The sequence below is a fragment of the Sphingomonas sp. PAMC 26621 genome, assembly GCF_000251145.1.
In the GTDB taxonomy this organism is placed as follows: Bacteria; Pseudomonadota; Alphaproteobacteria; order Sphingomonadales; family Sphingomonadaceae; genus Sphingomonas.
Genome location: NZ_AIDW01000021.1, coordinates 31,235 through 54,742 on the forward strand (window position 1 = coordinate 31,235; position 23,508 = coordinate 54,742).

The following is a 23,508-nucleotide window of genomic DNA, read 5'->3' on the forward strand; positions in this document are numbered from 1 at the left end:
CCCGGCACCCTCGATGCAAAGCTCCGATCACCGCCCCGGCTCGCTCATTCCCGGCCGCGCCGTGTTCCCGCACCGGCACCTCACTGGAATCGAGGGGCTGCAGCCGCATGAAATCCTGTTCCTGCTCGATGAGGCGGACGGCTGGGTCGCCGCCAACCGGACCCGCGCGATCAGCGACAGAAGGCTCGGCGGGCTGACGCTAATCAACGCCTTTTTCGAGAATTCCACGCGCACCTTGCTGTCGTTCGAGATCGCGGGGAAACGGCTTGGCGCGGACGTCGTCAACATGCACGCCGCGCAGTCGAGCGTGAAGAAGGGCGAGACGCTGATCGACACCGCGATGACGCTCAACGCGATGCGCGCTGACATGATCGTCATTCGCCACATGTCCTCGGGCGCGGTGCGGCTGATCGCGGGCAAGGTCGATTGCCCGGTGCTCAACGCAGGCGACGGACAGCACGAACATCCGACCCAGGCGTTGCTCGACGCGCTGACGATCCGGCGTCGGCGCGGGACGATCGCCGGGCAGCGCGTGGTGATCTGCGGCGACCTGCTCCACAGCCGCGTCGCGCGCTCGAACATCCTTTCACTGACCGCGCTCGCCGCGGAGGTGCGGGTTTGCGCGCCGACGACGCTGATGCCCGCTGCGATCGAACGGATGGGCGTCACCCCCTTCACGGATTTCGACGAGGCACTCGAGGGCGCGGACGTCGTGATGATGCTGCGCCTTCAGAACGAGCGGATGAACGGCGGGTTCGTCCCGTCGAACCGCGAATATCATCTGCGCTACGGTCTCACCGAACGCCGCCTGGCGCTCGCCAAGCCGGACGCGCTGGTCATGCACCCCGGCCCGATGAACCGGGGCGTCGAAATCGACTCGGTCGTCGCGGATCACGCGCGTTCGGCCATCACCGAACAGGTCGAGATGGGCGTGGCGGTGCGGATGGCGTGCCTCGACGTACTCACTCGCCGGTCGCGCGGCGTGGCGGGCTGGGCATGAGCCGGATGATCGCCCTGCTCGATGCGACGCTCGCGTGCCCCGTCGCAGGCGTGTCGCGCGGTGGCGTACTGATCGCGGACGACCGCATCGCCGCAACCGGATTGATCGAGGTGCCCGAGGGTGCCGAGACGATCGACTGCGCAGGACTGGTGCTCGCGCCCGCGATCGTCGATCTCGGCGTGTTCGCAATCGACGTTCCCGCCTTTCATGCCGGCGGGATCGTTCGGGTCGGCCTGATGCCTGACCAGTCGCCCGTTCTCGACGATCCGGGCGTGGTGCAGCGCGCTGCGCTGATCGGGCGACCCGGGCTGTGGATCCATCCCATTGCTGCCGCGACACGCGGGCTGGCGGGAAAGGATCTCGCCGAAATGGCGATCAATCGCGACACTGGTGCGCGCGCGGTCGGCACCGGTGCGGGATGGATCGCGGACTCGGGCGTGATGCGCAAGGTGCTGTCCTATGCCAACGACCTGGGGCTGGTCGTCATCGCCCATGCGGAGGACGGCGGAATCACCGCGGGAGCCGTGGCGACGGCGGGCGAAACCGCGACTCGCATGGGGCTTGCCGCCGCGCCATCGGTCGCGGAAGCCCTCGCGATCGCCCGTGACCTGATGCTAGCGGAGGAAACCGGCGCGGCGCTTCACCTTCGCACTGTAACCACCGCCGCCGGGTTTGATCTCGTCCGCGCGGCGAAACGGCGTGGGGTTCGCGTGACGTGCGGGATCACACCCGCGCACCTGCTCCTCTCCGATATCGCCATGAGCGACTTCCGAACCTTTGCCCATATTTCGCCCCCGCTGCGGCAGGAGGACGACCGCCGTGCCGCACTGCTGGCTCTGGCGGATGGGACGATCGACGTGCTGTGTTCATCGCACGATCCGCGTGGCCCCGAGGAGAAACGCTTGCCGTTCGGCGATTCGGCGGCGGGAATGGCCGGTGCCGAGACCCTGCTTGCGCTTGGACTCGGGCTGGTGCGCGACGAGCATGTCACGCTCGACCGGCTGTTCGCTTTGCTCGCCGCCAATCCGGCCCGGGTGCTGGGGGTGGAGACAGGGACGCTTGCAACCGGCGCACCGGCTGACCTGCTGCTATGCGATCCGCAGGCCCCCTGGCAGATCGAGGGCGACCGGTTGCATGCCAAGGCGGGCAATACGCCGTTCGATGGCCTTCCGGTGGAGGGCAAGGTCAGGCGGCTGTTCAAGGGCGGGACTGAGATCGCGATCCCCGCCTGACGGCAGGACGTTTTGCGATAGCGCCCGCGCGCGACTATCGAACGATGCAGATTTTTCAGACGGCCCTAGCGTTGCCTTGTGGTTTGTTCTTTTTTTGTTCGCGCCGTTATGCGACAATGAATCATGCCGGCTGCAAGACCTCATCGCGGTGCCACGATCAACTCGCAGAGTAGCCGCTTTGCCCTGCCGGAGCGCGCGGCGGATGGTGATTGGCTCGACCAATGCGAGAGTATCGATGGCGCCCCCCCGCCGCTCCGGACCACCGTTACGGTCGAACGTGCGCGGAGCATCATCACGCGCAACCAGTCGCCGGACATCGGGTTCGATCGTTCGATCAATCCGTATCGCGGATGCGAACACGGTTGCATCTACTGCTTCGCGCGACCGAGCCACGCCTATCACGACCTGTCCCCCGGGCTTGATTTCGAAAGCCGCCTGTTCGCCAAACCTGACGCCCCCGACCTTCTCCGCAAGGAACTCGCGAAGCCCGGCTACACGGTTGCGCCGATTGCGTTCGGCACCAATACCGATCCGTATCAGCCGATCGAGTCCGAGTGGCGGATCACCCGGGGTTGCCTTGAGGTCCTGGCGGAAACGCGGCACCCGCTGACGATCACGACCAAGTCCGATCGCGTGCTTGGGGATATCGATCTGATCGCGCGGATGGCATCCGACCAGTTGGTGTCGGTCGCGCTCTCGATCACGTCGCTCGATCCGCGAATCGCAATGACGCTCGAGCCGCGCGCACCTGCGCCGCACCGGCGGCTGGCAGCCGTCCGCGCGCTGACGGCAGCAGGCGTGCCGACCTATGTCTCGATCGCGCCGGTGATCCCGGCGATTACCGATCACGAGATCGAACATATTCTGGAAGCTGCCGCTGAAGCGGGCGCAAAGGCGGCCTTCTTCATTCCGGTGCGCCTCCCGTGGGAGGTCGCGCCATTGTTCAAGGCGTGGTTGGAGGCGCATTTCCCCGACCGCGCAGGAAAGGTGATGGCGACGATCGCGGCGTTGCGGGACGGGCGCGAGAATAATCCCGGTTTCTTCACCCGGATGCGCGGGAGCGGCCCGTGGGCCGATCTGCTGCGCACCCGCTTCACGATCGCTTGCCGCAAGCACGGCCTAGATCAGAAGCGGATCGCGCTGCGTACCGATCTGTTTCGCCCGCCTAGCGGACCGCAGGGCGAACTGTTCTAGACGGGCGACGTGTCAACGTGACGCTAGCTCGCGTCCTTTGGCCCACATTGCGACCTGATCGCCCGCACCGGCTCGGACAAAGCAATTGCCGCCGCGCGCGCGATAGTCGCGGCACATTGCAACCGCATCCTCGCGGACGAAGCCGCCGACCGACAGACGATAGAAATTGGCCCCGCCGGCAGCAATCCCCGCGCCCTGCGGCACCTGGCCCGCAAGCCCCGCGAACCGGCGCGCGGCGCGGATCCACGCGTCACGCGCGACTGCGGGACTGTCATAGGCCCCAAGTTGGACGTAAAAACCGCCCTTTGCGGGGCGCTTGGCGGTATGCGCCAAGGCGGGGCGGAGCGCCGCAATCCGGGCCATCGTCACCGGGGTCGTCGCCCGCGCATCCCGCCGCGTGGGAACCGTCTGGACCACCTCGCTGTGGGGCGCGAACACGACCCCGCCGATCGTCGGCCCTACCGGATCGACTGCCGCCACCACTACCGGCGTGCGCTCGGGTGCCGCGGGTTGCTGCTCCGCAACTTCGACCGGCTGCGCCGTTTCGATCGGTGCAACCGCTGCAGCGACCTCCGTCATCGGCGCTGCGGCGCGGCTGAGCGCTATTGCCTGCGGCTGACCTCTATCGGCAACCGGCATGATCCCAAGCAACGCCGAAACCTGATCCGACGCCGACGTCGGGCGCGAGAAGGTTGACCATTCGAGCAAGCGATGCGCGACCTCTGCCGGTGCGACATCGATCGCAACGACGACCTGTGCCTCACGCCAGCGGCCGGCAAGCGCCAGGGCGAGCGCCAGGTTCTGCCGGGTCTTGGCATCCGCTCCCGGCGACCGCGCTGCCGTACCGAGCACTTCGACCGCAGCGACAGGATCGCCCGCAAGCGCCAGCGCCAGGCCGCGATCGTTGACCGGGATGATCGTTGCGTGCGAATCGAGCGTCGCGCGTGCGCTTGCCCAGTCCCCGGTGGCGACCTGCATCAATGCAAACTGGAGTGCCGCCTTGCCGTTCGTGGGATCGAGCATCAGTGCGTCGCCAAACGCGTCGCGCGCCGACTGGAAACGGCCCGCCTTGAGATACCCCTGTGCCAGCGTCATCCGATAGTCGGCGGCATTCGGTTCGAACGTCACCGCCATCTCGGCATGCGAGATGGCCTCGGCGAACTGCCGGTGCGACAGCGCACCGCGCGCCTTGCCGATCTCCCGCCGGGCCTGCTTCTCGGCGCGGGACTGTTCGCGCGCGCTGGCATCGGCAATCGACGAGGTGGCGACCGCGCCGATCGACCCGCCCAGCAACATCACGGAAAGGGCCAGTGTCACGGGACCGAAGGAGATGGCGGGCCGGGTCTTCATCATTTCACTCGCTTGGTCGGGGTCGGCAACTGGGCGACCAGTGCCTCGACTTCGGGCAGGGTCTGGAGGAATTGGTCGAGCGCCTCGGTAACGAGGACCTGTGCGGAGGCATTCTGCAGCGCACTCGCCAGCCGCAACCGCAGGTGTCGATCCTGGTCGAGCCGCAACGTAAAGGCAGTGCGCCCCGATCCTTTCGGACTGTGCTTCTGGCGCGTCTCGCGCCCGATCCGCGTCGCGGTCGCCAACGATACGGGCTTGAGTTTGATCACACGCGCGGTGCGGGGTGCCGGGGCGGTCGCCTCGACGGAAGTCTCAAGCTCTTCGCGGAGCGCTTCGCGCTGGACGATCACCGGAGGAACGACAGCCGCGGGCGGCGGTACTGGCGGCGCGGCGGTCTCGGCAGGTCCCATGTCATTCCAGCCAAGATCGTCCTGACTGTTGGACATCGATCCGAACCCGCCAAAGCCTTGCGGCCGCATCGCGGGTTTCGCCTGCCCCTTGCGCGCCAGCAACGTTGACGAGAGCGAGGCGAGCGGCTTGGATTGACCGAAGGCGCTCATCTCAGCTCACCACCCGGCGACCGAACCCGCCCTGCGTCGGGCGAGGAGTCGCATAGCCGTTGACCCCGGCCGGAACCGCGAACACCGTACGCCGAAAATTCTTCTCCAACCGGTCCGAGATGTAAGTCCACAGATCGCGGACTTCCCCCGCCGAACGGCTTTTCGGATCGACTTCCATCACGGTGCGCCCATCGATCATCGACGCGGCGAAATCGGTGCGGTGGTGCAGCGTGATCGGCGCGACCGTGCCGTGCTGCGACAAGGCGACCGCCGCTTCCGAGGTAATCCGCGCCTTGGCCGTCGCGCCGTTGACGACGAAGAGCAGCGGCTTGCCCGCGCGCTCGCACAGATCAACCGTAGCGCCGACCGCGCGCAGATCGTGCGGGCTCGGGCGCGTCGGAATGACGATCAGCTCGGCGACCGCGATCACGCTTTGAATCGCCATCGTGATCGCCGGCGGCGTATCGATCATCGCGAGCTTGAACCCCTGCTGGCGGAGCGTCTCGAGATCGGCCGCGAGCCGCGCGACCGTGGTTTGCGCGAAGGCGGGGAATTCGCCGCTTCGTTCATTCCACCAATCGGACAGGGACCCTTGCGGATCGATATCGATCAGGACGACCGGCCCCGCGCCCGCAAGCTGGGCCTGGACGGCAAGATGCCCGGACAAGGTGGTCTTGCCGGATCCGCCTTTTTGTGATGCCATCGCAAGGACGCGCATGAGCCTCTTTCACTCCCGCCTGTTCGAGATTGTGGAGTGCCAGCGATGCATCAAGAATCGGTTAATTTCGGGGTTCGTCCTCATACTTTGGTAGAACCACGGCTAACGAATTCTTTGCCATGACCGGGATAGAGAGGGGCAACTGCTTTCGATCCGGGACCAAGACCATGTACCTGCCAGGCAAGACGGCGCTCGCGGCGCTATGCGCGATCGGGCTGATCGTCGCGCCCGCGCGTGCCGATGTTCGCGACGGGGTCGATGCCTGGAGCAAGGGGGATTATCGCACCGCCGTCGCGGCATGGCGGCCCGCTGCCGAAGGGGGCGATGCCGATGCGCAGTTCAATCTGGCGCAGGCCTATATGCTTGGTCGCGGAATGCCGGCCGATCGGTCCGTCGCGACGGGCTGGTTCCACAGGGCGGCGCTGCAGGATCATGTCGCTGCGATCGCCAAATACGGGCTGGTGCTGTTCGACGCGGGCAAACGGAGCGAGGCACTCCCATGGCTCGAGAAGGCGGCACAGCGTGGCGAACCGCGCGCGCAACTCGTGCTGGGGACGATGTTGTTCAATGGCGATAGCGTGGCGCGGGACTGGCCGCGCGCGTATGCGCTGCTGGTTCGCTCCGCCGCCGCGGACACGCCGCATGCCTCCGAGGTCCAGGCCGAAATGGACCGGGCGGTTCCGGTCGCGCAGCGTCAACAGGGGCTCGAACTCGCGCGCCAGTATGAAGCCGAGGCACGCCGGCCGCAGATGCCAGCCGATTCCGCGCGCCCCGTTGCGGTCGCCAAGATTCGCGCGGACGATCTCCCGCGATCAAAGACCGCGCTGGCGGAAACCCCGCGCAAACCGGCGGTGCGCCCGCCCGTCCCGACTGTGCCATCGTCGCAGGGGAACTGGCGCGTCCAGCTCGGCGCGTTCGGCGACCCCGCGAATGCGCGGCGGCTGTGGACCCAGATGGCAGCGCGGTTTGCCGGTACAAGCGTCAGCTACGTCAAGGCGGGCACGCTGACTCGCGTGCTGGCGGGGCCCTATCCGTCAAGCGCAGCGGCGGCGCACGCTTGTGGTACGGTAAGGCCGTGCGTGGCGGTGCCGCGCTAAGCCTGCCCTTCCCGCGGGAGAAACTTTCCCTTGAGCGGCGTTGGCGTCGTAACCCGCTGCCCCCCGTCCCTCACCCCGCGACCCATTCCGCGCGCGCGATCCCCTGCGCGAAGAGCAGCGCCGTCAGGTCGCCGTGGTCGATCCGTGCGCCGGCCGCCGCCGCGACGATCGGCTTGGCCTTGAACGCCACCCCCAACCCCGCAGCCTCGATCATCCGCAGGTCGTTCGCGCCATCGCCGACCGCGAGCGTCGCCTCGGGCGGAAGCCCAAGGTCCGCCGCCGCCGCGCGCAGCGTATCGAGCTTGGTATGCGCGCCGACGATCGGTCGCTCGACCCGGCCGGTCAGCGCGCCGGCCGCGATCTCGAGGCGGTTGGCGATCGCATAATGGAAGCCCAGACGCTCGGCGACCGGCTCGGCGAAGCGGGTGAACCCGCCTGACACGAGGATCGCGGTCGCCCCGCGCGCGCGCATCGTGCGGACGAGCGTCTCGGCACCGGGCATGTTCACCACCCGGTCTGCAAGGCACTGCGCGATGACGCGCTCGTCGAGCCCGGCGAGCAGCGCGACCCGCGCATCGAGCGCCGCCTCGAAATCGAGCTCGCCGCGCATCGCTGCTTCGGTGATCCCGGCGATCTGCGGCTTGATGCCCGCGTAATCGGCGAGTTCGTCGATGCACTCGACCGTGATCATGGTCGAATCCATGTCGGCGATCAGCAACCGCTTCTCGCGACCTTCGGCCTGCTGGACGATCACGTCGACCCCGGGGAACGCCCCCTCGAGCGCCCGGCGCGCGGCATCGGGCGCGCTTGCGAACAGTACGTCCGCCGCCTGCCCCGGTTCGATCCAGCCATCCGCGACCGCGGAACACCCCGCCGAGTCGAGCCGGTCGCGCGCGGTCGAAATATCGGCAGCGCTTAGCCGCCCGGATGCTATCAGCGTGGCAATGAACAAAGACGATCTCCCGAAGCTCGCGCTCATCGCAGGGCCGACCGCCAGCGGCAAGTCCGCGCTCGCGATCGCGGTCGCCGAAGCGCACGACGGGATCGTCATCAACGCCGATTCGGCGCAGGTCTATCGTGACTTGCGGATCCTGACCGCGCGCCCCTCCCCCGCCGACGAGGCGCGGGTGCCGCATCGCTTGTTCGGGCATATCGACGGGGCGGAGACCTGTTCCGCCGCGCGCTGGGCGGACGCGGCGCGCGCGGAGGTGGCTACGGCGCACGCGGCGGGGAAGCTGCCAGTGCTGGTCGGCGGGACCGGGCTGTATCTCCGCACGCTGCTCGACGGGATCGCGCCGGTGCCCGAGATCGACCCCGCGATCCGCGCCGCGGTCCGCGCGATGCCGGTGGCGGAGGCGCATGCCGCGCTGGCGCACGCCGACCCGGCGGCGGCGGCGCGGCTCGCCGCGGCGGATACGACGCGGGTGGCGCGCGCGCTCGAGGTGGTGCGCTCGACCGGGCGGCCGCTTGCGGCGTGGCAGGCGGAGCGAAGCGGCGGGATCGCAGCGAAGGTTGCACAGAGCGCGGTCGTGCTGCTGCCCGAGCGGGACTGGCTGTTCGAACGTTGCGATGCGCGCGCCGCTGCGATGTTTGACGACGGCGCGGTCGAGGAGGTCCGCATCCTCTTGCAAAGAAACGATATTCCTGACGACGCGCCCATCCGCCGGGCGATCGGCGTGCCCGCACTCGCCGCCTTCGTGGCGGGCACCAGCTCGCGTGAGCAGACGCTGGAAGCGTTGCGGCTGGCGACGCGGCAATACGCAAAACGCCAATATACGTGGTTCCGCAACCAGCCCCCGCCAAGCTGGACCAGAATAACTGAGTCACAAAGTTCCGATAGAATGCGTATATTCGACAGATTGTTTCATCTATAAAGATTGACACGCACGTTTCATACCTATAGCCGCGCTTTTCCCGTTGCTGCCACGCAGCATCGACGACGAGGAGAATGACCGTGACCGAGAAGAGTGGAGCCGACATCCTGATCGAGGCGCTGTGCGATCTCGGCGTGGAGGTCGTGTTCGGCTACCCCGGTGGTGCGGTGTTGCCGATCTATGACGCGCTGTTCCGCTCCGGCCGCATCAAGCACATCCTCGTGCGTCACGAGCAAGCCGCGACCCATGCCGCCGAGGGCTATGCGCGCTCGACCGGCAAACCCGGCGTGGTGCTCGTGACCTCGGGCCCCGGCGCGACCAATGCGGTCACCGGCATCACCGACGCGCTGATGGACTCGATCCCAATGGTGGTGATCACCGGACAGGTGCCGACCGCGCTGATCGGCACCGATGCGTTCCAGGAAGCCGACACGGTGGGCATCACGCGCCACTGTTCGAAGCACAATTACCTGGTGAAGGACCCCGCCAAGCTTGGCGCGACGATCCACGAGGCGTTCTATATCGCAACCTCGGGTCGCCCCGGCCCGGTGGTGGTCGACATCCCCAAGGACGTGCAGGTCGCGACCGCGCGCTACACCAAGCCCGGCCCGATCCGGCACAAGACCTATCGCCCGCAGATCAAGGCCGACCAGCCGAGCATCGAGGCGGCGATGGACATGCTCGCCGCCGCCGAACGCCCGATCCTCTATACCGGCGGCGGGATCATCAACGCGGGGCCGGCAGCGAGCCAGTTGCTGTGCGAGCTCGCGCGGATCAGCGGTGCGCCGGTGACGTCGACGCTGATGGGCCTGGGGGCCTATCCGGCGACGGGGTCGCAGTGGCTCGGGATGCTCGGGATGCACGGCACCTATGAAGCGAACATGGCGATGAACAAGGCGGACCTCGTCGTCTGCCTCGGCGCGCGCTTTGATGACCGTGTGACCGGGCGGCTCGATGCGTTCAGCCCCAACTCGCGGAAGATCCACGTCGATATCGACCGGTCTTCGATCAACAAGAACGTGCGCGTGGACCTGCCGATCGTCGCCGACGTCGGCCATGCGCTCGAGGACATGGTCCGCGTGTTCAAGGCACGCCGCCATCCCAAGCCCGATCTGCGCGAATGGTGGACGATGATCGAGGAATGGCGCGACAAGCAGAGCCTCGCCTTCACCGACCTGCCGAGCGACATCATGCCGCAGCGTGCGATCCGCGCGTTGTGGGAGGCGACGCACAAGCGCAATCCGATCATCACGACCGAAGTCGGCCAGCACCAGATGTGGGCGGCGCAGCATTTCGGGTTCGAAGCGCCGAACAAGTGGCTGACCTCGGGCGGTCTCGGCACGATGGGCTATGGCCTGCCCGCCGCGATCGGCGCGCAGATCGGCAACCCCAAGGCGCTGGTGATCGACATCGCGGGCGAAGCCTCGATCCAGATGAACATCCAGGAGCTGGGAACCGCCTCGCAATACCGCCTGCCGGTCAAGATCTTCATCCTCAACAACGAATATATGGGGATGGTCCGCCAGTGGCAGGAGCTGACCTATTCGAGCCGTTATTCGGAAAGCTACAGCGACGCGCTGCCGGACTTCGTGAAGCTCGGCGAAGCCTATGGCTGGAAAGGCATTCGCATCCAGACGATGGGCGAGCTCGACGACGGGATCGCGGCGATGCTCGATCATGACGGGCCGGTGATCGTCGATTGCCGGGTGACGAAACTGGCGAATTGTTTCCCGATGATCCCGTCGGGTGCCGCGCATACCGAGATGCTGCTGCAGGCGAGCGAAGTCTCGGGCGAGATGGACGACGAAGCGAAGGCGCTGGTGTGATGGAGGCAGCGTTTTGCAGGAGCGCGATGGCCGGACGGTGCTCGTCTCCTCCACGTCACCCCGGGCTCGTCCCGGGGTCCACCGTGGGCCGCCTCCACCGGCCGTTGGTCGAGCGGCGCGGTGGACCCCGGGACACGCCCGGGGTGACGAAGTTTTTGGCCGAACCCGTTCGCACGACCGGTGCCACAGGATAAATCATGCACATCACCCAGGAAAAAGCCTCCCGCCACACGCTGGCGGTGATGGTCGACAACGAACCCGGCATCCTCGCGCGGATCGCGGGGCTGTTCACCGCGCGCGGCTATAATATCGAGAGCCTGACCGTGTCCGACGTCACCGCCGACAAGGCGGTCAGCCGGATCACGATCGTCACGTCCGCAAGCGATGCGACGATGGAGCAGATCCTCGCGCAGCTCGACCGGCTGATCCCGGTGCATTCGGTCACCGATCTCACCGCGCTCGGGCCGCATGTCGAACGCGAGCTGGCGCTGCTCAAGGTGTCGGGGGTCGGCGATCACCGGATCGAGGCGCTGCGCCTGGCGGATGTCTACCGCGCACGCGTGGTCGATGCCACGACGACCAGCTTCGTGTTCGAAGTGACCGGCGGGCGCGAGAAGATCGACACCTTCGTCACGCTGATGCGCGAAGTCGGGCTGTGCGAGGTCGCCCGTACCGGGATCGTCGCAATGGCCCGCGGCGCGAAGGCCGTCTAAACCCTACCCACCGTTTCGTCGTCCCCGTGCACGCGGGGATTCCCTCACAAGCGTCCGCGGGAAGCGATTTCCGCCTGCGCGCGACTGACAAAAAGGAACCACCATGCGCGTTTATTATGATGCCGATGCCGATCTCAACCTGATCGCGGACAAGAAGATCGCGATCGTCGGCTATGGCAGCCAGGGCCACGCGCATGCGCAGAACCTGCGCGACTCCGGCGTCAAGGATATCGCGATCGCGCTCCGGTCCGGCTCCGCGACAGCGAAGAAGGCGACCGACGCGGGCTTCAAGGTGATGACCAATGCCGAGGCCGCCGCCTGGGCCGACATCACGATGATCCTCGCCCCCGACGAGCATCAGGCCGCGATCTATGCGGACGATCTCCACGCGAACCTCAAGCAGGGCGCGACGATCGCGTTCGCCCACGGCCTCAACGTGCATTTCGGCCTGATCGAGCCGCGCGAAGACCTCGACGTCATCATGATCGCGCCCAAGGGCCCGGGCCACACCGTGCGCAGCGAATACGTCAAGGGTGGTGGCGTGCCGTGCCTGATCGCGATCCACCAGGACAAGAGCGGCAACGCGCACGACATCGGGCTCGCCTATGCGTCGGGCGTCGGTGGTGGCCGTTCGGGCATCATCGAGACCAACTTCAAGGAAGAGTGCGAGACCGACCTGTTCGGCGAGCAGGCGGTGCTGTGCGGCGGGATCACGCATCTGATCCAGGCCGGGTTCGAGACGCTGGTCGAGGCGGGCTATGCGCCGGAAATGGCGTATTTCGAGTGCCTCCACGAGACCAAGCTGATCGTCGACCTGCTGTATGAGGGCGGCATCGCCAACATGCGCTATTCGATCAGCAACACCGCCGAATATGGCGACATCACCACGGGGCCGCGGATCATCACGCCCGAGACCAAGGCGGAGATGAAGCGCGTGCTGGCCGACATCCAGGGCGGGCGGTTCGTGAAGAACTTCGTGCTCGACAACCGCGCGGGGCAGCCCGAGCTGAAGGCGGCGCGCAAGGCGGCGGCGGCGCATCCGATCGAGAAGGTCGGCGCGGAGCTGCGCGCGATGATGCCGTGGATTGGCGCGAACAAGCTGGTGGACAAGGACAAGAACTGAGGGTTTCTGGGGGGGGTTGGTCTCTGCGAGGCACTGCCCCACCCCAACCCCTCCCCTGTAGGGGAGGGGCTAAGAAGAAGTGTGCCCTAAAAGCCCCTCCCCTTCAGGGGAGGGGTTGGGGTGGGGCAGTCCAGCAGCCCAACGCCCCCGTCTCTAGCCCCCATCCCGCGCAAGAAACCGTCCGTTGCCAAAACGTTGCTTGTTCCACCGCCACCCGGTGCCCCAAGGCGATCCTCCAACAGGAGTATCCTATGCAGCGTACCCCCCTCTTCCTCGCCGCGATCGCAGCCATCGCGGCCGCCCCGCTCGTCGCGCAGATGCCGACCACCCCGCCGGGCACGCGCACCGTCTCGAAGGTCGCCGCCGGGACGTACAAGGTCGATCCCGCGCACACGCAGGTCGTGTTCACGCTCAACCACCTGGGTTTCAGCGAATATAGCGGCCAGTTCACGCAGCCGACCGGCACGTTGACGATCGATCCGCGCGATGCCGCCAAGGACAAGGTCGAGATCGTCTTCCCGATCGACAAGGTGTCGACCACCGTCGCCGCGCTCGACGCGCATCTCAAGACCGCGGATTTCTTCGATGCCGCCAAGTTCCCCGAGGGGCGCTTCGTCTCGACCAAGGTCACCGTCACCGGCATGACCGCGACGATCGCGGGCAATCTGACGCTGCGCGGCGTGACCAAGCCGGTCGTGCTCAACGCCAAGTTCATCGGCGCGGGTCCGTCACTGTTCGGCGCGCACAAGACCGTCGTCGGCTTCTCGGCGACGACCTCGATCAAGCGCAGCGATTTCGGCGTGAACGGCTACCTGCCGCTCGTCTCGGACAAGGTCGACCTGGTCATCAACGCCGGGTTCGACGCGTCCTGATCCCGTACGCGACGTCCGGCGGAGACCCCGCCGGACGTCGCGGCGTTCAGGCGTCTACCAGGGCGCGGAAATAGTCTGCGGTTTCGGGCGACACGCCGCGCAGCAGCACATGCAGCCGCCGGTCGAACGCATCGGTCGTCTCGCGCCGGTCGCGGTGGACCAGCATCCAGTCGCCGAACTCGCGCTCCTCGACCGCACGGTCGACCAGGATCTTGATGTCGCGGTGGCGCGGATCCGCGCTGATGTCGGCGAACAGCTCCGCGACGCTCTCCTCTGGCCCCTCGATCGTCTGGAGGTACGATGCGTCTTCGGTATAGAGCAGCCCGGTGATGCCATCCAGACCATTGCGGGCCGCGGCAACGCGCAGGATCGCCGCACAATCGTCCGATGCCCGCCCACTCGCTGTGGTCGTGACGCTGGTATAGATGATCTGACGCATTCGCTGCGGGCTATCACAAGATGTCGAAAACGACATTGATGCAAATCATCCTTCGATCGGGCTGGACAGCGCTGCGGTGCGCGCGCTACCAAAGTGGTATGGCGACCGTGCTCCCTCTCCCGCTGCTTCGACTTACGCGCCCTTAGGCGCGAACCGACCCCGTGCGCCGTTGCGCACGACGCGCCTGAGGGCCTGATCCAATCCCGTCCATCTTATTGACGAGACCCATCATGCTGCGCGACCCTTCGACCAAATACCGTCCCTTCCCGCAGATTACGCTGCCCGACCGGCAATGGCCGTCGCGGATCATCGACACCGCCCCGCGCTGGCTGTCGACCGACCTGCGTGACGGCAACCAGGCGCTGATCGACCCGATGGACGCCGAGAAGAAGACGCGGATGTTCGACCTGATCGTCAAGGTCGGGATCAAGGAGATCGAGGTCGGGTTTCCCGCAGCGGGCGCGACCGAGTTCGACTTCATCTCGGGGCTGGTCCAGTCGGGCCGGATCCCCGACGACACGCTGATCCAGGTGCTGACGCAGTCGCGGCGCGACCTGATCGAGCGCAGTTTCGAGTCGCTCCGCGGGGCGCCGCGCGCGATCGTCCATCTGTACAATGCGGTGAGCCCGGCGTGGCGCAAGATCGTGTTCGGGATGACGCGCGACGAGGTCAAGCGGATCGCGATCGACGGCGCGATGATCCTGCGCGATCAGGCCGCCGCGCAGCCCGATACCGACTGGTATTTCGAATACAGCCCCGAAACCTTCTCGACCGCCGAACTCGATTTCTCGCTCGAGGTCTGCGAGGCGGTGATGGACGTGTTGCGGCCCACGCCCGATCACAAGTTGATCCTCAACCTGCCCGCAACCGTCGAATGCGCGACGCCCAACGTCTATGCCGACCAGATCGAATGGTTCGGGCGCAACATCCGGAACCGCGAATGCGTCGCGCTGAGCCTGCACCCGCATAACGACCGCGGCACCGGCGTCGCCGCCGCCGAGCTCGGGCTGATGGCGGGCGCGGACCGGGTCGAGGGGTGCCTGCTCGGGAATGGCGAGCGGACCGGCAATTGCGATCTCGTGACGGTTGCGCTCAACATGTACACGCAAGGCGTCGATCCCAAGCTCGATTTCTCGGACATCGACGGAATCGTCAGCACGGTGAATTATTGCACGCAATTGCCGGTGCATCCGCGCACGCCTTATGCGGGTGAGCTGGTGTTCACCGCCTTCTCCGGCAGCCATCAGGACGCGATCAAGAAGGGCTTCGCCGCGCAGGACGCCAAGAACGATCCGCTGTGGGAAGTCCCTTATCTGCCGATCGACCCGGCCGACCTCGGGCGCAGCTACGAGGCGGTGATCCGCGTCAATTCGCAGAGCGGCAAGGGCGGCGTCGCCTGGGTAATCGAGCAGGACAAGGGCCTGAAGCTCCCCAAGCGGTTGCAGGCGGACTTCAGCCGGCACGTCCAGCGGCTGGCGGACGAGACCAGCCGCGAACTCAATGCTGCCGATATCTGGGGGCAGTTCGAAGCGACCTATCTGGCGCGCGACGCGGACCGGTTCCGGCTGGTCGATTATCAAGAAAGCGGGAGCGTCGGGGACCGGTTGTTCGTCGGACATGTCGCGGTGGACGGGACCGAGCAGTCGATCTCGGGGCGGGGCAACGGGTTGATCTCGGGCGTGATCGCCGCGCTGGAAGGCTCGACCGGGCCGACGCTCGACGTGGTGGACTATAACGAGCATGCGATCGGCCACGGCGCGGATGCGCAGGCCGCCGCTTATGTCGAATGCCGCACGCCGGACGGGCGGACGGTGTTCGGCGTCGGGATCGATGCCGACGTCGCGACGGCGAGCGTTCGCGCGGTGCTGAGCGCGGCGAACCGGGTTTAGCGCTTTCTATCACTTCCTTCCCCGGCGGAGGCCGGGGTCCACTAGTGAGGCAAGGAGTAATTGGCGACGCCGCTTCGTTACAGCCTGTCTCGCTACTGGGCCCCGGCCTTCGCCGGGGAAGCGCCGTTTTGAAGACGCGGGGGAATTACCGCTCGCGTTCGATCTCGCACCCCACGGCGGCGTCGGGATAGACGTCGGGCTTGCTCGTCCGCACCGTCACCCGCTCGACGCGGGGGTCGGTGAAGCACAGCGCGGCGATCGCCTCGCACAGCGTCTCCTGCAAGTCGAAATGCCGATCCGCGACCAGCGCGCGAATCCCGCTGCGGACGAAGTCGTAGTCGAGCACCTGCTCGATCCGGTCGTCGGCGGGCGGCGTGGGGTAAGCGACCTGCATCCGCACTGACACGATCACGCGCTGCGGTGCGGCGCGTTCGCCGGGGTGGATGCCCAACCCCATCGTCAGTTCGAGCCGCTCGAGGATCGTCGTGAACCGGACCGTCGCCATCATACCCGACCTTCGAACATCACGTCGCGCGGTAACTGCACGAAATGCTGCCCGCAATCGACGAAAAGATTCTGGCCGACGATTCCGCGCGCATCGAGTAGGAACGCAACCGCACGCGCGACATCCTCCGGATCGACCGGGCGGCGCAGCACGTTCCGGGACGCGACTGCAGCAAATTCGGCATCGGTCTGGTCCGCGCTCGGCAGCGTCAGACCGGGCGATACCGCATTGATGCGAATGCGCGGCCCCAGCGCCTGCGCGAGCATCGTCGTCGCGCCGGTGAGCGCGACCTTGGCGCAGCTATAGGCGAAGAAATCGGGGTTCAGATTGGCGACCTTCTGGTCGAGCACGTCGACCACCGCGCCCTCCGCAAGATCGTCCTGGCGTGCAAGCGCGCAGGCGAGCAGCACCGGCGCATCGAGATTGACGCGCGCATGGCGCTGTAGCGATGCCGCGGAAACGTCCGGCGGCGTGTCGTAGTCGAACAAAGACGCACTGTTGACGACCGCCATCAACGGCACGCCGAACGCCCCGCGCGCCGCAGCGACCAGCGCCTCCGGCGTCGCTGGATCGGCCAGATCCCCGGTCAGCACGATCGACCCCGGCAATGCCCCGGCAAGCGCCTCCGCGTCCCCGGCCGAATGGTGGTGATGGATTGCCACCCGCCACCCTTCCCCCGCCAGGTGCCGCGCGATCGTCGCCCCGAGGCGCCGCGCCGCGCCGGTCACCAATACCGTTCGTGCCGCCTGCATCAGCAGCCCATCAGCGCGAGAATTTCCTTCCGGCTGCGTTCGTCATCGCGGAACACGCCCATCATCCGGCTCGTCACCATCGTGACACCCGGCGTCCGTACGCCGCGCGCGGTCATGCACGCATGGCTCGCCTCGATCACCACCGCGACGCCGAGCGGCTTGAGATTTTCCCAGATGCAGTTGGCGACTTCGGCAGTCAGGCGCTCCTGCACCTGCAGACGGCGCGCATAGGCGTGGAGCACGCGTGCCAATTTGGAGATTCCGACGACCCAGTCCGACGGCAGATAGGCGATATGCGCCTTGCCGATGATCGGCGCCATGTGATGCTCGCAATGCGACTGGAACGGAATGTCCTTGAGCAGCACGATCTCGTCATAGCCGCCCACTTCCTCGAACACGCGCGCGAGGTGGACCGCCGGATCATCCTGATATCCGATGCAATATTCCTTCCACGCGCGCGCGACTCGCTGCGGCGTCTCGATCAGTCCCTCGCGGCTGGGGTCGTCCCCGGCCCAGCGGATCAGCGTCCGGACCGCTTCGGCCACGTCGTCGGGCACCGGAATCTTGGCCGGCGCGGCCACCACGTCGCCGTCATCCGGGCCGCTGCTGTGATCGTTCATCGTTGGTCTTTCAAAACGTGCGCGCGCCTGACGCTACGGCAACCGCAGCTTCGCGCATCCCGATACCAAGAACCTGAATTGGTCCTGATTTGCAACTGTCTCCTTTCGGCAACGATGACCCTCTCCGGTTCTTTACGTACGATTATGGCGTTGACGAGAGAATCAACGACACGCTATTTCACAAACCCTAAATTCGAAAACGCAGATCCGGCGGCAAGACCGGCACCTGTGGCAGCGAGAGGATGACAGATGAGGAAGTCGGACCTGCTTGGCGCGTCGGCAATCGCATTGCTGTACGCGGTGCCTGCCTTCGCGCAGGATACCCCCCCCACCACGCAAGCACAGGGTGCGCCCGCCGCAACCTCCGCTGCGCCGAAGATCGATCGCAGCGCGACCGACACCGACGACATCATCGTTACCGCGACCAAGCGCGAGCAGACGTTGCAGGACGTGCCCGTCTCGGTCGCCGTCACCAGCGACGACACGATCAAGAAGGCGAAGATCCACGACCTGATCGATCTGCAGGCAAGCGTTCCCTCGCTCAAGGTCACGCAGTTCCAGAGTGCCGGGCAGACCAACTTCACGATCCGCGGCTTTGGCAACGGCAACGGCAACATCGGGATCGAAAGCTCGGTCGGCGTCTTCATCGACGGCGTGTATCGCTCGCGTTCCGCCTCGTCGATTTCGGATCTTCCTGAACTCGAGCGGATCGAGGTCCTGCGCGGCCCGCAATCGACGCTGTTCGGCAAGAACGTCGCGGCGGGCGCAATCTCGATCGTCACCAAGCGTCCGCAATTTACCTGGGGCGGCAATGCGGAGGCGACCGTCGGCAACCTCGGCAATATCGAGGCGCGCGCGTCGCTCACCGGGCCGATCACCGATACGCTCGCGTTCCGCCTCTATGGCAGCGTCAACCAGCGCGATGGCTATTACACCAACCGCCTGACCGGGTCGAAGGTCAACGGGCGTGACCGCCAGTCGCTTCGTGCCGACGTGCTGTTCGAACCGTCGTCCACCTTCTCGGTCCGGATCATCGGCGACCTCAACAACATCAACGAAGTCTGCTGCGGCGCGGTCACGATCAACAACGGGCCGCTGACCCAGTTGATCGGCCTGCCGCGCGCGATCGGCGGGGTCGGCGGGCTTGTCGGCAATGCCGCAACGCCATTCAACCGCGAGGTAGTGTACAACACCGCACCCAACAACCGCCTCAACGGCAAGGGTATTTCCGGCCAGATCGACTGGACGCTCGGCTTCGCCAAGCTGACCTCGATCACCGCGTATCGTCGGCAGACCAACCGCACCGATCTCGACGTCGATTTCACCGGCGGCGATATCTCGAACCAGACGACCGACGACACGATCAAGACCTTCACGCAGGAAATCCGGCTGGCGTCGGATTATGCGGGGCCGTTCAACTGGCTGCTCGGCGGCTTCTACTCGGACGAGCGGATCAAGACCGGGCGCAACATCCTGTACGGCGCGGACGGTCGTCGCTTCGCCGACGCCGCAGCCCTTGCCGCGACCGGCGCCGCCCTCACCGGCACCTCGCCGATCACCACGCTCGAGGCGCTCCAGCGCGGCGCAGGCAATACCAGCGTCGTTCCGGGCCAGACCTATTTCGCGCAGGGCACCGGGATCCTGGACAATTACCGGCTCACCGACATCAGCTACTCGATCTTCGGACAGGCGGATTACAAACTGTTCGAGAAACTGACGCTGACGGTCGGCGGTGCTTATCTCAACGATCGCAAGTCGGCCTTCTCGAACGTCGTGCTGACCGATCGCTTCTCGCAGCTCAATCTGCAGAACGTGCCCGAGCTCGGGTTCCTGCCGCTGCGGCTGCTCAACCCCGCCGCCCCGGCCGCGGCGCGGATCCCCACCAACTTGTTCGCCGGGCTCAACGCGCTCCAGTTCTTCTACCCCGACACCGCCAATCACGGTCCGGTCAACTTCCCCAACGCCAATGAAGACGGTGTGCTGAAGGGCGACAAGTTCACCTATCTGGCCCGCGCCAAGTTCGATTTCACTCGCAACATCAACGTCTACGCCAGCTATTCGACCGGCTGGAAAGCGGGCGCGTACAACCTGTCGTCGGACAGCCGCCCCGCCAACAACGGCGTCGGCCGCACCGCCGCGCCGGAAAATGTCACGGTCTACGAAGTTGGTGCCAAGGCGCGCTTCAACGGCGGCTATTTGAACGTCGCGGTGTTCGACGAGAAGATCAAAGGCTTCCAGTCGAACGGCTTCACCGGCACCGGCTTCGCGCTGGTCAACGCGGGCAGCCAGTCGGTCCGCGGCGTAGAGGTCGAGGCGTCGTACAAGCCGTTCCGCGCGCTGCTGCTGAATGCCTCGGGCACCTATCTCGATGCGAAATACGACAGCTTCACGCGCGCGCCGTGCTTCTCGTTCGACACCCGTTGCCAGGTTCCGGCAGGGTCGCCAGCCGGCACGCTCGCCCCGCAGTTTCGCGACCTGACCGGCGCGCGACCGGGCGGCGTCCCGGAATTCTCGGGCAACGTCAACGCGACCTATACGCAGCAGATCACCGACCGGATCAGCGGGTTCATCCGTGGCGAGTTCGTCTATCAGAGCAACACCGCGCTGACCGACACCGTTCCCGCGTCGCTGGCCAGTTCAAAGGTCAAGACCGTCAACGCGAGCATCGGGCTCGACTTGCCGGACGCGTTCCAGATCCAGGGCTGGGTCCGCAACCTGGGCAACGACAATTACTACATCGGCGCGTTCAACACGGTGATCCAGTCGGGCAGCTACAGCGCCTATATCAACGAACCGCGCACGTACGGCGTCACGCTCCGCAAGAGCTTCTGACCGGATCGTTACCCGCCCGAAATCGGCGAACGGCCTGCTTTTCCGGGTGGAAAGGCGGGCCGACTTGCGGTCAGGGTGCAACGATCGCGCGGCTCGTGCTTTGTTGGGTCAGGCTTGACGGAGACAGTCGATGAAGGACCCGAAGAAGGGTGACGCGGTGACCTGGAAATCGCACGGCGGCACCGCGCATGGTGTCGTCGAAAAGAAACAGACCAGCCCGACCGAGATCAAGGGCCACAAGGTGAACGCCTCCCCCGAGGAACCGCAGTTCATCGTAAAGAGTGACAACGGCGGCAAGGCAGCGCACAAGAGCGCAGCGCTCGACAAGGCGTGAAACCGATGTCGGTTCTAACGACACACCAGGAAGGACCAAAAAAATGGCCAAGACCCCAACCGCAAAGAGCGACGCCCCCAAGACCGGCGGCATTTTCGCGCCTATCCAGCCCTCGCCCGAGCTCGGCGCCATTGTCGGCAACGACCGGCTGCCGCGCAGCGAAGTGATCAGCAAGGTCTGGGAATATATCAAGAAGCACGACCTGCAAAACCCCGAGAACAAGCGCGAGATCGTCGCCGACGAAGCGCTGAAGAAGGTGTTCGGCAAGGACCGCGTGACGATGTTCGAGATGAACAAGCATCTCGCCGGCCACATGAAGGCCTAACAGCCAGCATCGTGATCGCGGCGGCCGCGGCACCCCACGGTGTCGCGGCCGTTTTCGTTTCAAGGCGGGATCGCGTCGTTCCCCCATCCCCAATCCGGCGTTAGGGATCGCCATGCGCAGCGACCATGCCAAAACGGCTCGGTATCATTTGCGGCGGCAAAGCCCGACCCCGGGCTGGCTGTCGCTGTCATGGCGCGCGCTGCTCGCGCTCGCGCTGATCGGCGTTGCGCTCGCGGGACACTGGTTCGACCGGGACGGGCTCCGCCAGAATTCGGGAGCGCCGGTGACGTTCGCCGATATCCTGTATTTCACGACGATTACGGTGACGACGGTCGGCTATGGCGACATCGTTCCCGTGACCCAGCAGGCACGGATGTTCGACACGTTCGTGGTGACGCCGATCCGGCTGTTCGTGTGGTTGATTTTTCTCGGCACGGCCTATGATTTTCTGTTGAAACGGGTTTGGGAGAAATGGCGGATGTCGGTGCTTCAACGTCGCCTTGACGGGCATGTGATCGTCACCGGCTATGGCACCAGCGGTGCCGAAGCGGTGCGCGAACTGATCGCGCGCGGGGCGGACCCCGCCGCGATCGTCGTGATCGACGAGACCGCGGCGGCGCTAGCGCGCGCCGAAGCGTGCGGGGCGACGGTGATGGATGGCAACGCGACCCGCAACGCAGCGCTCGAGGCGGCGCGGATCCAGACCGCGCGCGCGGTGATCGTTTCGGCGGGTCGCGACGACACGTCGATCCTGATCGTGCTGACCGCGCGCCGGCTTGCGCCAAATGTTCCGATCAGCGTGGTGATCCGCTCGCAGGACAACGAAGCGATCGCGCGGCAGGCGGGGGCGAACACGGTGATCAATCCGGCGAGCTTCGCGGGGCTGCTGCTGGCCGGCTCGATCCACGGCGCGCATACGGCAGAGTATATGGCCGACCTTGCCGCCTCCGGGGGCCGCGTCGCGCTGCGCGAACGCACGGTGACGCACGAGGAGATCGGCAAGCCGCTATCCGCGATCACCACCGGGCTGGGGCATCGCGTCTATCGTGGCACACACACCTTTGGCTTCTGGGAACCCGAGACGAACCGGCTCGAGCCGGGCGACCTCATCGTCGAGGTCGTCCAGCGACCGTAACGCGCGCGGCCGGTCTCGTCGCGCGCACCCGCCAGATCGTCGCCGCCGCCCTGTCATTGCGCATTAGGCGTCCTATCTGGGGGAAGGACGCTGGCACGGAGCTGCGCGTCGCGGGAGACTGGCGATGAAGATGCGTACGCTTGGGCAAGGCCTGGAGGTTTCCGCGATCGGCTTCGGCTGCATGGGGCTCAATCACGGCTATGCCACCACGATGACCCGCGACGAGGGGATCACGCTGATCCGCGCGGCGGTCGAGCGCGGCGTGACGTTCTTCGATACAGCGGAAGTCTATGGCCCTTATACCAACGAGGAAATGGTCGGCGCAGCGCTGGCGCCGGTGCGCGACCGCGTCGTCATCGCGACCAAGTTCGGGTTCGATATCGGCAAGGGCATGGGCGCGCTCGACAGCCGGCCCGAGCAGATCCGGCGCGTCGCCGATGCCTCGCTCCAGCGGCTGGGGGTCGAGCAGATCGACCTGTTCTACCAGCACCGGGTCGACCCCTCCGTTCCGATCGAGGATGTCGCAGGTACGGTCAAAGAGCTGATCGCCGAGGGCAAGGTCAAGCATTTCGGCCTGTCCGAGCCCGGCGTCGACACCGCCCGCCGCGCGCATGCGGTGCAACCGGTAACCGCGCTGCAAAACGAATATTCGCTGTGGACGCGCGATGTCGAGAGCAACGGCATCCTCGCGCTGTGCGACGAACTCGGGATCGGCTTCGTGCCGTACAGCCCGCTCGGGCGGGGTTTCCTGACCGGGGCGATCACGAGCGCGACCAAGCTCGAGGACGGGGACTTCCGCGCAAACCTGCCGCGCTTCACCCCCGATGCGCTGGCGAAGAACACCGCGCTGGTCGACCTGCTGAAACGGATCGCGGCGGAGAAGGACGGAACCCCGGCGCAGATCGCGATCGCGTGGCTGCTCGCGCAGCGGCCGTGGATCGTCCCGATCCCGGGGACGACCAAGCTGCACCGGCTCGAGGAAAATCTCGGCGGTGCCGATGTGATCTTGAGCCCTGACGATCTTGCCGCCATCGACGCTGCGGCCCGCGCGATCCCGATCGAGGGCGCACGCTACCCCGCGCCCTTGCTCGCCGTTACCGGACGCTGAGCCACGCCGG

General features: G+C 66.2%; 23 protein-coding genes. 15 read left to right on the plus strand and 8 right to left on the minus strand.

Annotated features, from left to right (window positions below):
- The first annotated feature begins 13 nt into the window (after positions 1-13).
- The 3 genes from RI03_RS11670 to RI03_RS11680 all read left to right on the plus strand — a co-directional run bounded on the left by RI03_RS11670 (position 14) and on the right by RI03_RS11680 (position 3,426).
- The gene (locus RI03_RS11670; protein WP_026046671.1) at positions 14-1,000 is read left to right on the plus strand and encodes an aspartate carbamoyltransferase catalytic subunit; all 987 of its coding nucleotides are present in this window, start codon (positions 14-16) and stop codon (positions 998-1,000) included.
- Positions 997-2,232 (plus strand): dihydroorotase, encoded by a 1,236-nt coding sequence (locus RI03_RS11675; RefSeq protein ID WP_010217540.1) that lies wholly within the window; start codon positions 997-999, stop codon positions 2,230-2,232. Before RI03_RS11670 ends, RI03_RS11675 begins: the two co-directional genes overlap by 4 nt.
- Positions 2,233-2,355: 123 nt before the next feature.
- Complete coding sequence (locus RI03_RS11680; protein WP_010217542.1) at positions 2,356-3,426, plus strand: PA0069 family radical SAM protein; 1,071 nt, start codon at positions 2,356-2,358, stop codon at positions 3,424-3,426.
- Between the two features lie 12 nt (positions 3,427-3,438).
- On the opposite strand, the gene RI03_RS11685 is transcribed toward RI03_RS11680, so the two are convergent.
- The 3 genes from RI03_RS11685 to RI03_RS11695 are packed head-to-tail and all read right to left on the minus strand — an operon-like array spanning position 3,439 to position 6,054.
- Positions 3,439-4,779, minus strand: a complete 1,341-nt coding sequence (locus RI03_RS11685) for an SPOR domain-containing protein (RefSeq protein ID WP_138995656.1) — start codon at positions 4,777-4,779, stop codon at positions 3,439-3,441.
- Complete coding sequence (locus tag RI03_RS11690; protein WP_010217544.1) at positions 4,776-5,336, minus strand: hypothetical protein; 561 nt, start codon at positions 5,334-5,336, stop codon at positions 4,776-4,778. The genes RI03_RS11685 and RI03_RS11690 overlap by 4 nt, the downstream gene beginning before the upstream one ends.
- A gap of 1 nt (position 5,337) precedes the next feature.
- A complete protein-coding gene (locus tag RI03_RS11695; protein ID WP_010164321.1) occupies positions 5,338-6,054 on the minus strand; it encodes a ParA family protein in 717 nt (238 codons plus the stop codon).
- Positions 6,055-6,221: 167 nt separating this feature from the next.
- On the opposite strand from RI03_RS11695, the gene RI03_RS11700 reads away from it, so the two are divergent.
- Entirely contained in the window at positions 6,222-7,151 is a 930-nt protein-coding gene (locus RI03_RS11700; protein WP_010217545.1) for an SPOR domain-containing protein, read from the plus strand.
- Between the two features lie 70 nt (positions 7,152-7,221).
- Here the strand turns inward: RI03_RS11700 and serB are convergent, their stop codons facing one another.
- The gene (serB, locus tag RI03_RS11705) at positions 7,222-8,103 is read right to left on the minus strand and encodes a phosphoserine phosphatase SerB (RefSeq protein WP_010217546.1); all 882 of its coding nucleotides are present in this window, start codon (positions 8,101-8,103) and stop codon (positions 7,222-7,224) included.
- Between serB and miaA the strand changes: the two genes are divergently transcribed.
- The 5 genes from miaA to RI03_RS11730 all read left to right on the plus strand — a co-directional run bounded on the left by miaA (position 8,096) and on the right by RI03_RS11730 (position 13,559).
- Entirely contained in the window at positions 8,096-9,025 is a 930-nt protein-coding gene (gene miaA / locus RI03_RS11710; protein WP_010217547.1) for a tRNA (adenosine(37)-N6)-dimethylallyltransferase MiaA, read from the plus strand. The two genes, serB and miaA, sit on opposite strands and share 8 nt — an antisense overlap.
- Before the next feature lie 74 nt (positions 9,026-9,099).
- Positions 9,100-10,851 carry an acetolactate synthase 3 large subunit gene (locus tag RI03_RS11715; protein ID WP_010164325.1) on the plus strand — a complete coding sequence of 584 codons (1,752 nt, stop codon included), beginning with the start codon at positions 9,100-9,102 and terminating at the stop codon, positions 10,849-10,851.
- Between the two features lie 197 nt (positions 10,852-11,048).
- Positions 11,049-11,564: an acetolactate synthase small subunit gene (gene ilvN, locus RI03_RS11720; RefSeq protein WP_010217549.1), complete on the plus strand. Its 516-nt coding sequence runs from the start codon at positions 11,049-11,051 to the stop codon at positions 11,562-11,564.
- A gap of 103 nt (positions 11,565-11,667) precedes the next feature.
- Entirely contained in the window at positions 11,668-12,687 is a 1,020-nt protein-coding gene (ilvC, locus tag RI03_RS11725) for a ketol-acid reductoisomerase (RefSeq protein WP_010217551.1), read from the plus strand.
- Positions 12,688-12,938: 251 nt separating this feature from the next.
- Positions 12,939-13,559, plus strand: coding sequence for a YceI family protein (locus RI03_RS11730; RefSeq protein WP_010217553.1), 621 nt, complete (start codon positions 12,939-12,941; stop codon positions 13,557-13,559).
- Positions 13,560-13,605: 46 nt separating this feature from the next.
- Here RI03_RS11730 and RI03_RS11735 read toward each other — a convergent pair whose 3' ends face one another.
- A complete protein-coding gene (locus RI03_RS11735) occupies positions 13,606-13,998 on the minus strand; it encodes a BLUF domain-containing protein (protein WP_010164332.1) in 393 nt (130 codons plus the stop codon).
- 230 nt (positions 13,999-14,228) lie between these two features.
- Here RI03_RS11735 and leuA point away from each other — a divergent pair, with 230 nt between their 5' ends.
- Positions 14,229-15,887 (plus strand): 2-isopropylmalate synthase, encoded by a 1,659-nt coding sequence (gene leuA / locus RI03_RS11740; RefSeq protein ID WP_010217554.1) that lies wholly within the window; start codon positions 14,229-14,231, stop codon positions 15,885-15,887.
- Positions 15,888-16,032: 145 nt separating this feature from the next.
- Here leuA and RI03_RS11745 read toward each other — a convergent pair whose 3' ends face one another.
- From RI03_RS11745 to folE, 3 genes are read right to left on the minus strand one after another with little or no spacing between them, the layout of a single operon-like run.
- The gene (locus tag RI03_RS11745; RefSeq protein ID WP_010217555.1) at positions 16,033-16,392 is read right to left on the minus strand and encodes a dihydroneopterin aldolase; all 360 of its coding nucleotides are present in this window, start codon (positions 16,390-16,392) and stop codon (positions 16,033-16,035) included.
- Positions 16,392-17,144, minus strand: coding sequence for an SDR family oxidoreductase (locus tag RI03_RS11750; protein WP_010217556.1), 753 nt, complete (start codon positions 17,142-17,144; stop codon positions 16,392-16,394). Before RI03_RS11750 ends, RI03_RS11745 begins: the two co-directional genes overlap by 1 nt.
- Entirely contained in the window at positions 17,144-17,764 is a 621-nt protein-coding gene (folE, locus tag RI03_RS11755) for a GTP cyclohydrolase I FolE (protein ID WP_010164340.1), read from the minus strand. The genes RI03_RS11750 and folE overlap by 1 nt, the downstream gene beginning before the upstream one ends.
- Positions 17,765-18,013: 249 nt before the next feature.
- Here folE and RI03_RS11760 point away from each other — a divergent pair, with 249 nt between their 5' ends.
- The 5 genes from RI03_RS11760 to RI03_RS11780 all read left to right on the plus strand — a co-directional run bounded on the left by RI03_RS11760 (position 18,014) and on the right by RI03_RS11780 (position 23,498).
- Complete coding sequence (locus RI03_RS11760) at positions 18,014-20,596, plus strand: TonB-dependent receptor (RefSeq protein ID WP_010164342.1); 2,583 nt, start codon at positions 18,014-18,016, stop codon at positions 20,594-20,596.
- Between the two features lie 130 nt (positions 20,597-20,726).
- A complete protein-coding gene (locus tag RI03_RS11765; RefSeq protein WP_010217557.1) occupies positions 20,727-20,930 on the plus strand; it encodes a DUF2945 domain-containing protein in 204 nt (67 codons plus the stop codon).
- Between the two features lie 43 nt (positions 20,931-20,973).
- Positions 20,974-21,255, plus strand: a complete 282-nt coding sequence (locus tag RI03_RS11770; protein ID WP_010164346.1) for an SWIB/MDM2 domain-containing protein — start codon at positions 20,974-20,976, stop codon at positions 21,253-21,255.
- Between the two features lie 112 nt (positions 21,256-21,367).
- Positions 21,368-22,390, plus strand: coding sequence for a potassium channel family protein (locus tag RI03_RS11775; RefSeq protein WP_010164348.1), 1,023 nt, complete (start codon positions 21,368-21,370; stop codon positions 22,388-22,390).
- A 124-nt stretch (positions 22,391-22,514) separates the two neighbouring features.
- Positions 22,515-23,498: an aldo/keto reductase gene (locus RI03_RS11780; RefSeq protein ID WP_010217558.1), complete on the plus strand. Its 984-nt coding sequence runs from the start codon at positions 22,515-22,517 to the stop codon at positions 23,496-23,498.
- Positions 23,499-23,508 lie beyond the last annotated feature (10 nt).

Coding starts and splice junctions, on each gene's coding strand:
- RI03_RS11695 (WP_010164321.1), bottom strand. CDS start 6,054: ATGCGCGTCCTTGCGATGGCATCACAAAAAGGCGGATCCGGCAAGACC.
- RI03_RS11675 (WP_010217540.1), top strand. CDS start 997: ATGAGCCGGATGATCGCCCTGCTCGATGCGACGCTCGCGTGCCCCGTC.
- RI03_RS11750 (WP_010217556.1), bottom strand. CDS start 17,144: ATGCAGGCGGCACGAACGGTATTGGTGACCGGCGCGGCGCGGCGCCTC.
- ilvC (WP_010217551.1), top strand. CDS start 11,668: ATGCGCGTTTATTATGATGCCGATGCCGATCTCAACCTGATCGCGGAC.
- RI03_RS11690 (WP_010217544.1), bottom strand. CDS start 5,336: ATGAGCGCCTTCGGTCAATCCAAGCCGCTCGCCTCGCTCTCGTCAACG.
- RI03_RS11745 (WP_010217555.1), bottom strand. CDS start 16,392: ATGGCGACGGTCCGGTTCACGACGATCCTCGAGCGGCTCGAACTGACG.
- RI03_RS11735 (WP_010164332.1), bottom strand. CDS start 13,998: ATGCGTCAGATCATCTATACCAGCGTCACGACCACAGCGAGTGGGCGG.
- miaA (WP_010217547.1), top strand. CDS start 8,096: ATGAACAAAGACGATCTCCCGAAGCTCGCGCTCATCGCAGGGCCGACC.
- RI03_RS11680 (WP_010217542.1), top strand. CDS start 2,356: ATGCCGGCTGCAAGACCTCATCGCGGTGCCACGATCAACTCGCAGAGT.
- RI03_RS11715 (WP_010164325.1), top strand. CDS start 9,100: ATGACCGTGACCGAGAAGAGTGGAGCCGACATCCTGATCGAGGCGCTG.
- folE (WP_010164340.1), bottom strand. CDS start 17,764: ATGAACGATCACAGCAGCGGCCCGGATGACGGCGACGTGGTGGCCGCG.
- RI03_RS11670 (WP_026046671.1), top strand. CDS start 14: ATGCAAAGCTCCGATCACCGCCCCGGCTCGCTCATTCCCGGCCGCGCC.
- RI03_RS11700 (WP_010217545.1), top strand. CDS start 6,222: ATGTACCTGCCAGGCAAGACGGCGCTCGCGGCGCTATGCGCGATCGGG.
- RI03_RS11730 (WP_010217553.1), top strand. CDS start 12,939: ATGCAGCGTACCCCCCTCTTCCTCGCCGCGATCGCAGCCATCGCGGCC.
- RI03_RS11765 (WP_010217557.1), top strand. CDS start 20,727: ATGAAGGACCCGAAGAAGGGTGACGCGGTGACCTGGAAATCGCACGGC.
- leuA (WP_010217554.1), top strand. CDS start 14,229: ATGCTGCGCGACCCTTCGACCAAATACCGTCCCTTCCCGCAGATTACG.
- RI03_RS11770 (WP_010164346.1), top strand. CDS start 20,974: ATGGCCAAGACCCCAACCGCAAAGAGCGACGCCCCCAAGACCGGCGGC.
- RI03_RS11775 (WP_010164348.1), top strand. CDS start 21,368: ATGCGCAGCGACCATGCCAAAACGGCTCGGTATCATTTGCGGCGGCAA.
- RI03_RS11760 (WP_010164342.1), top strand. CDS start 18,014: ATGAGGAAGTCGGACCTGCTTGGCGCGTCGGCAATCGCATTGCTGTAC.
- RI03_RS11685 (WP_138995656.1), bottom strand. CDS start 4,779: ATGATGAAGACCCGGCCCGCCATCTCCTTCGGTCCCGTGACACTGGCC.
- ilvN (WP_010217549.1), top strand. CDS start 11,049: ATGCACATCACCCAGGAAAAAGCCTCCCGCCACACGCTGGCGGTGATG.
- RI03_RS11780 (WP_010217558.1), top strand. CDS start 22,515: ATGAAGATGCGTACGCTTGGGCAAGGCCTGGAGGTTTCCGCGATCGGC.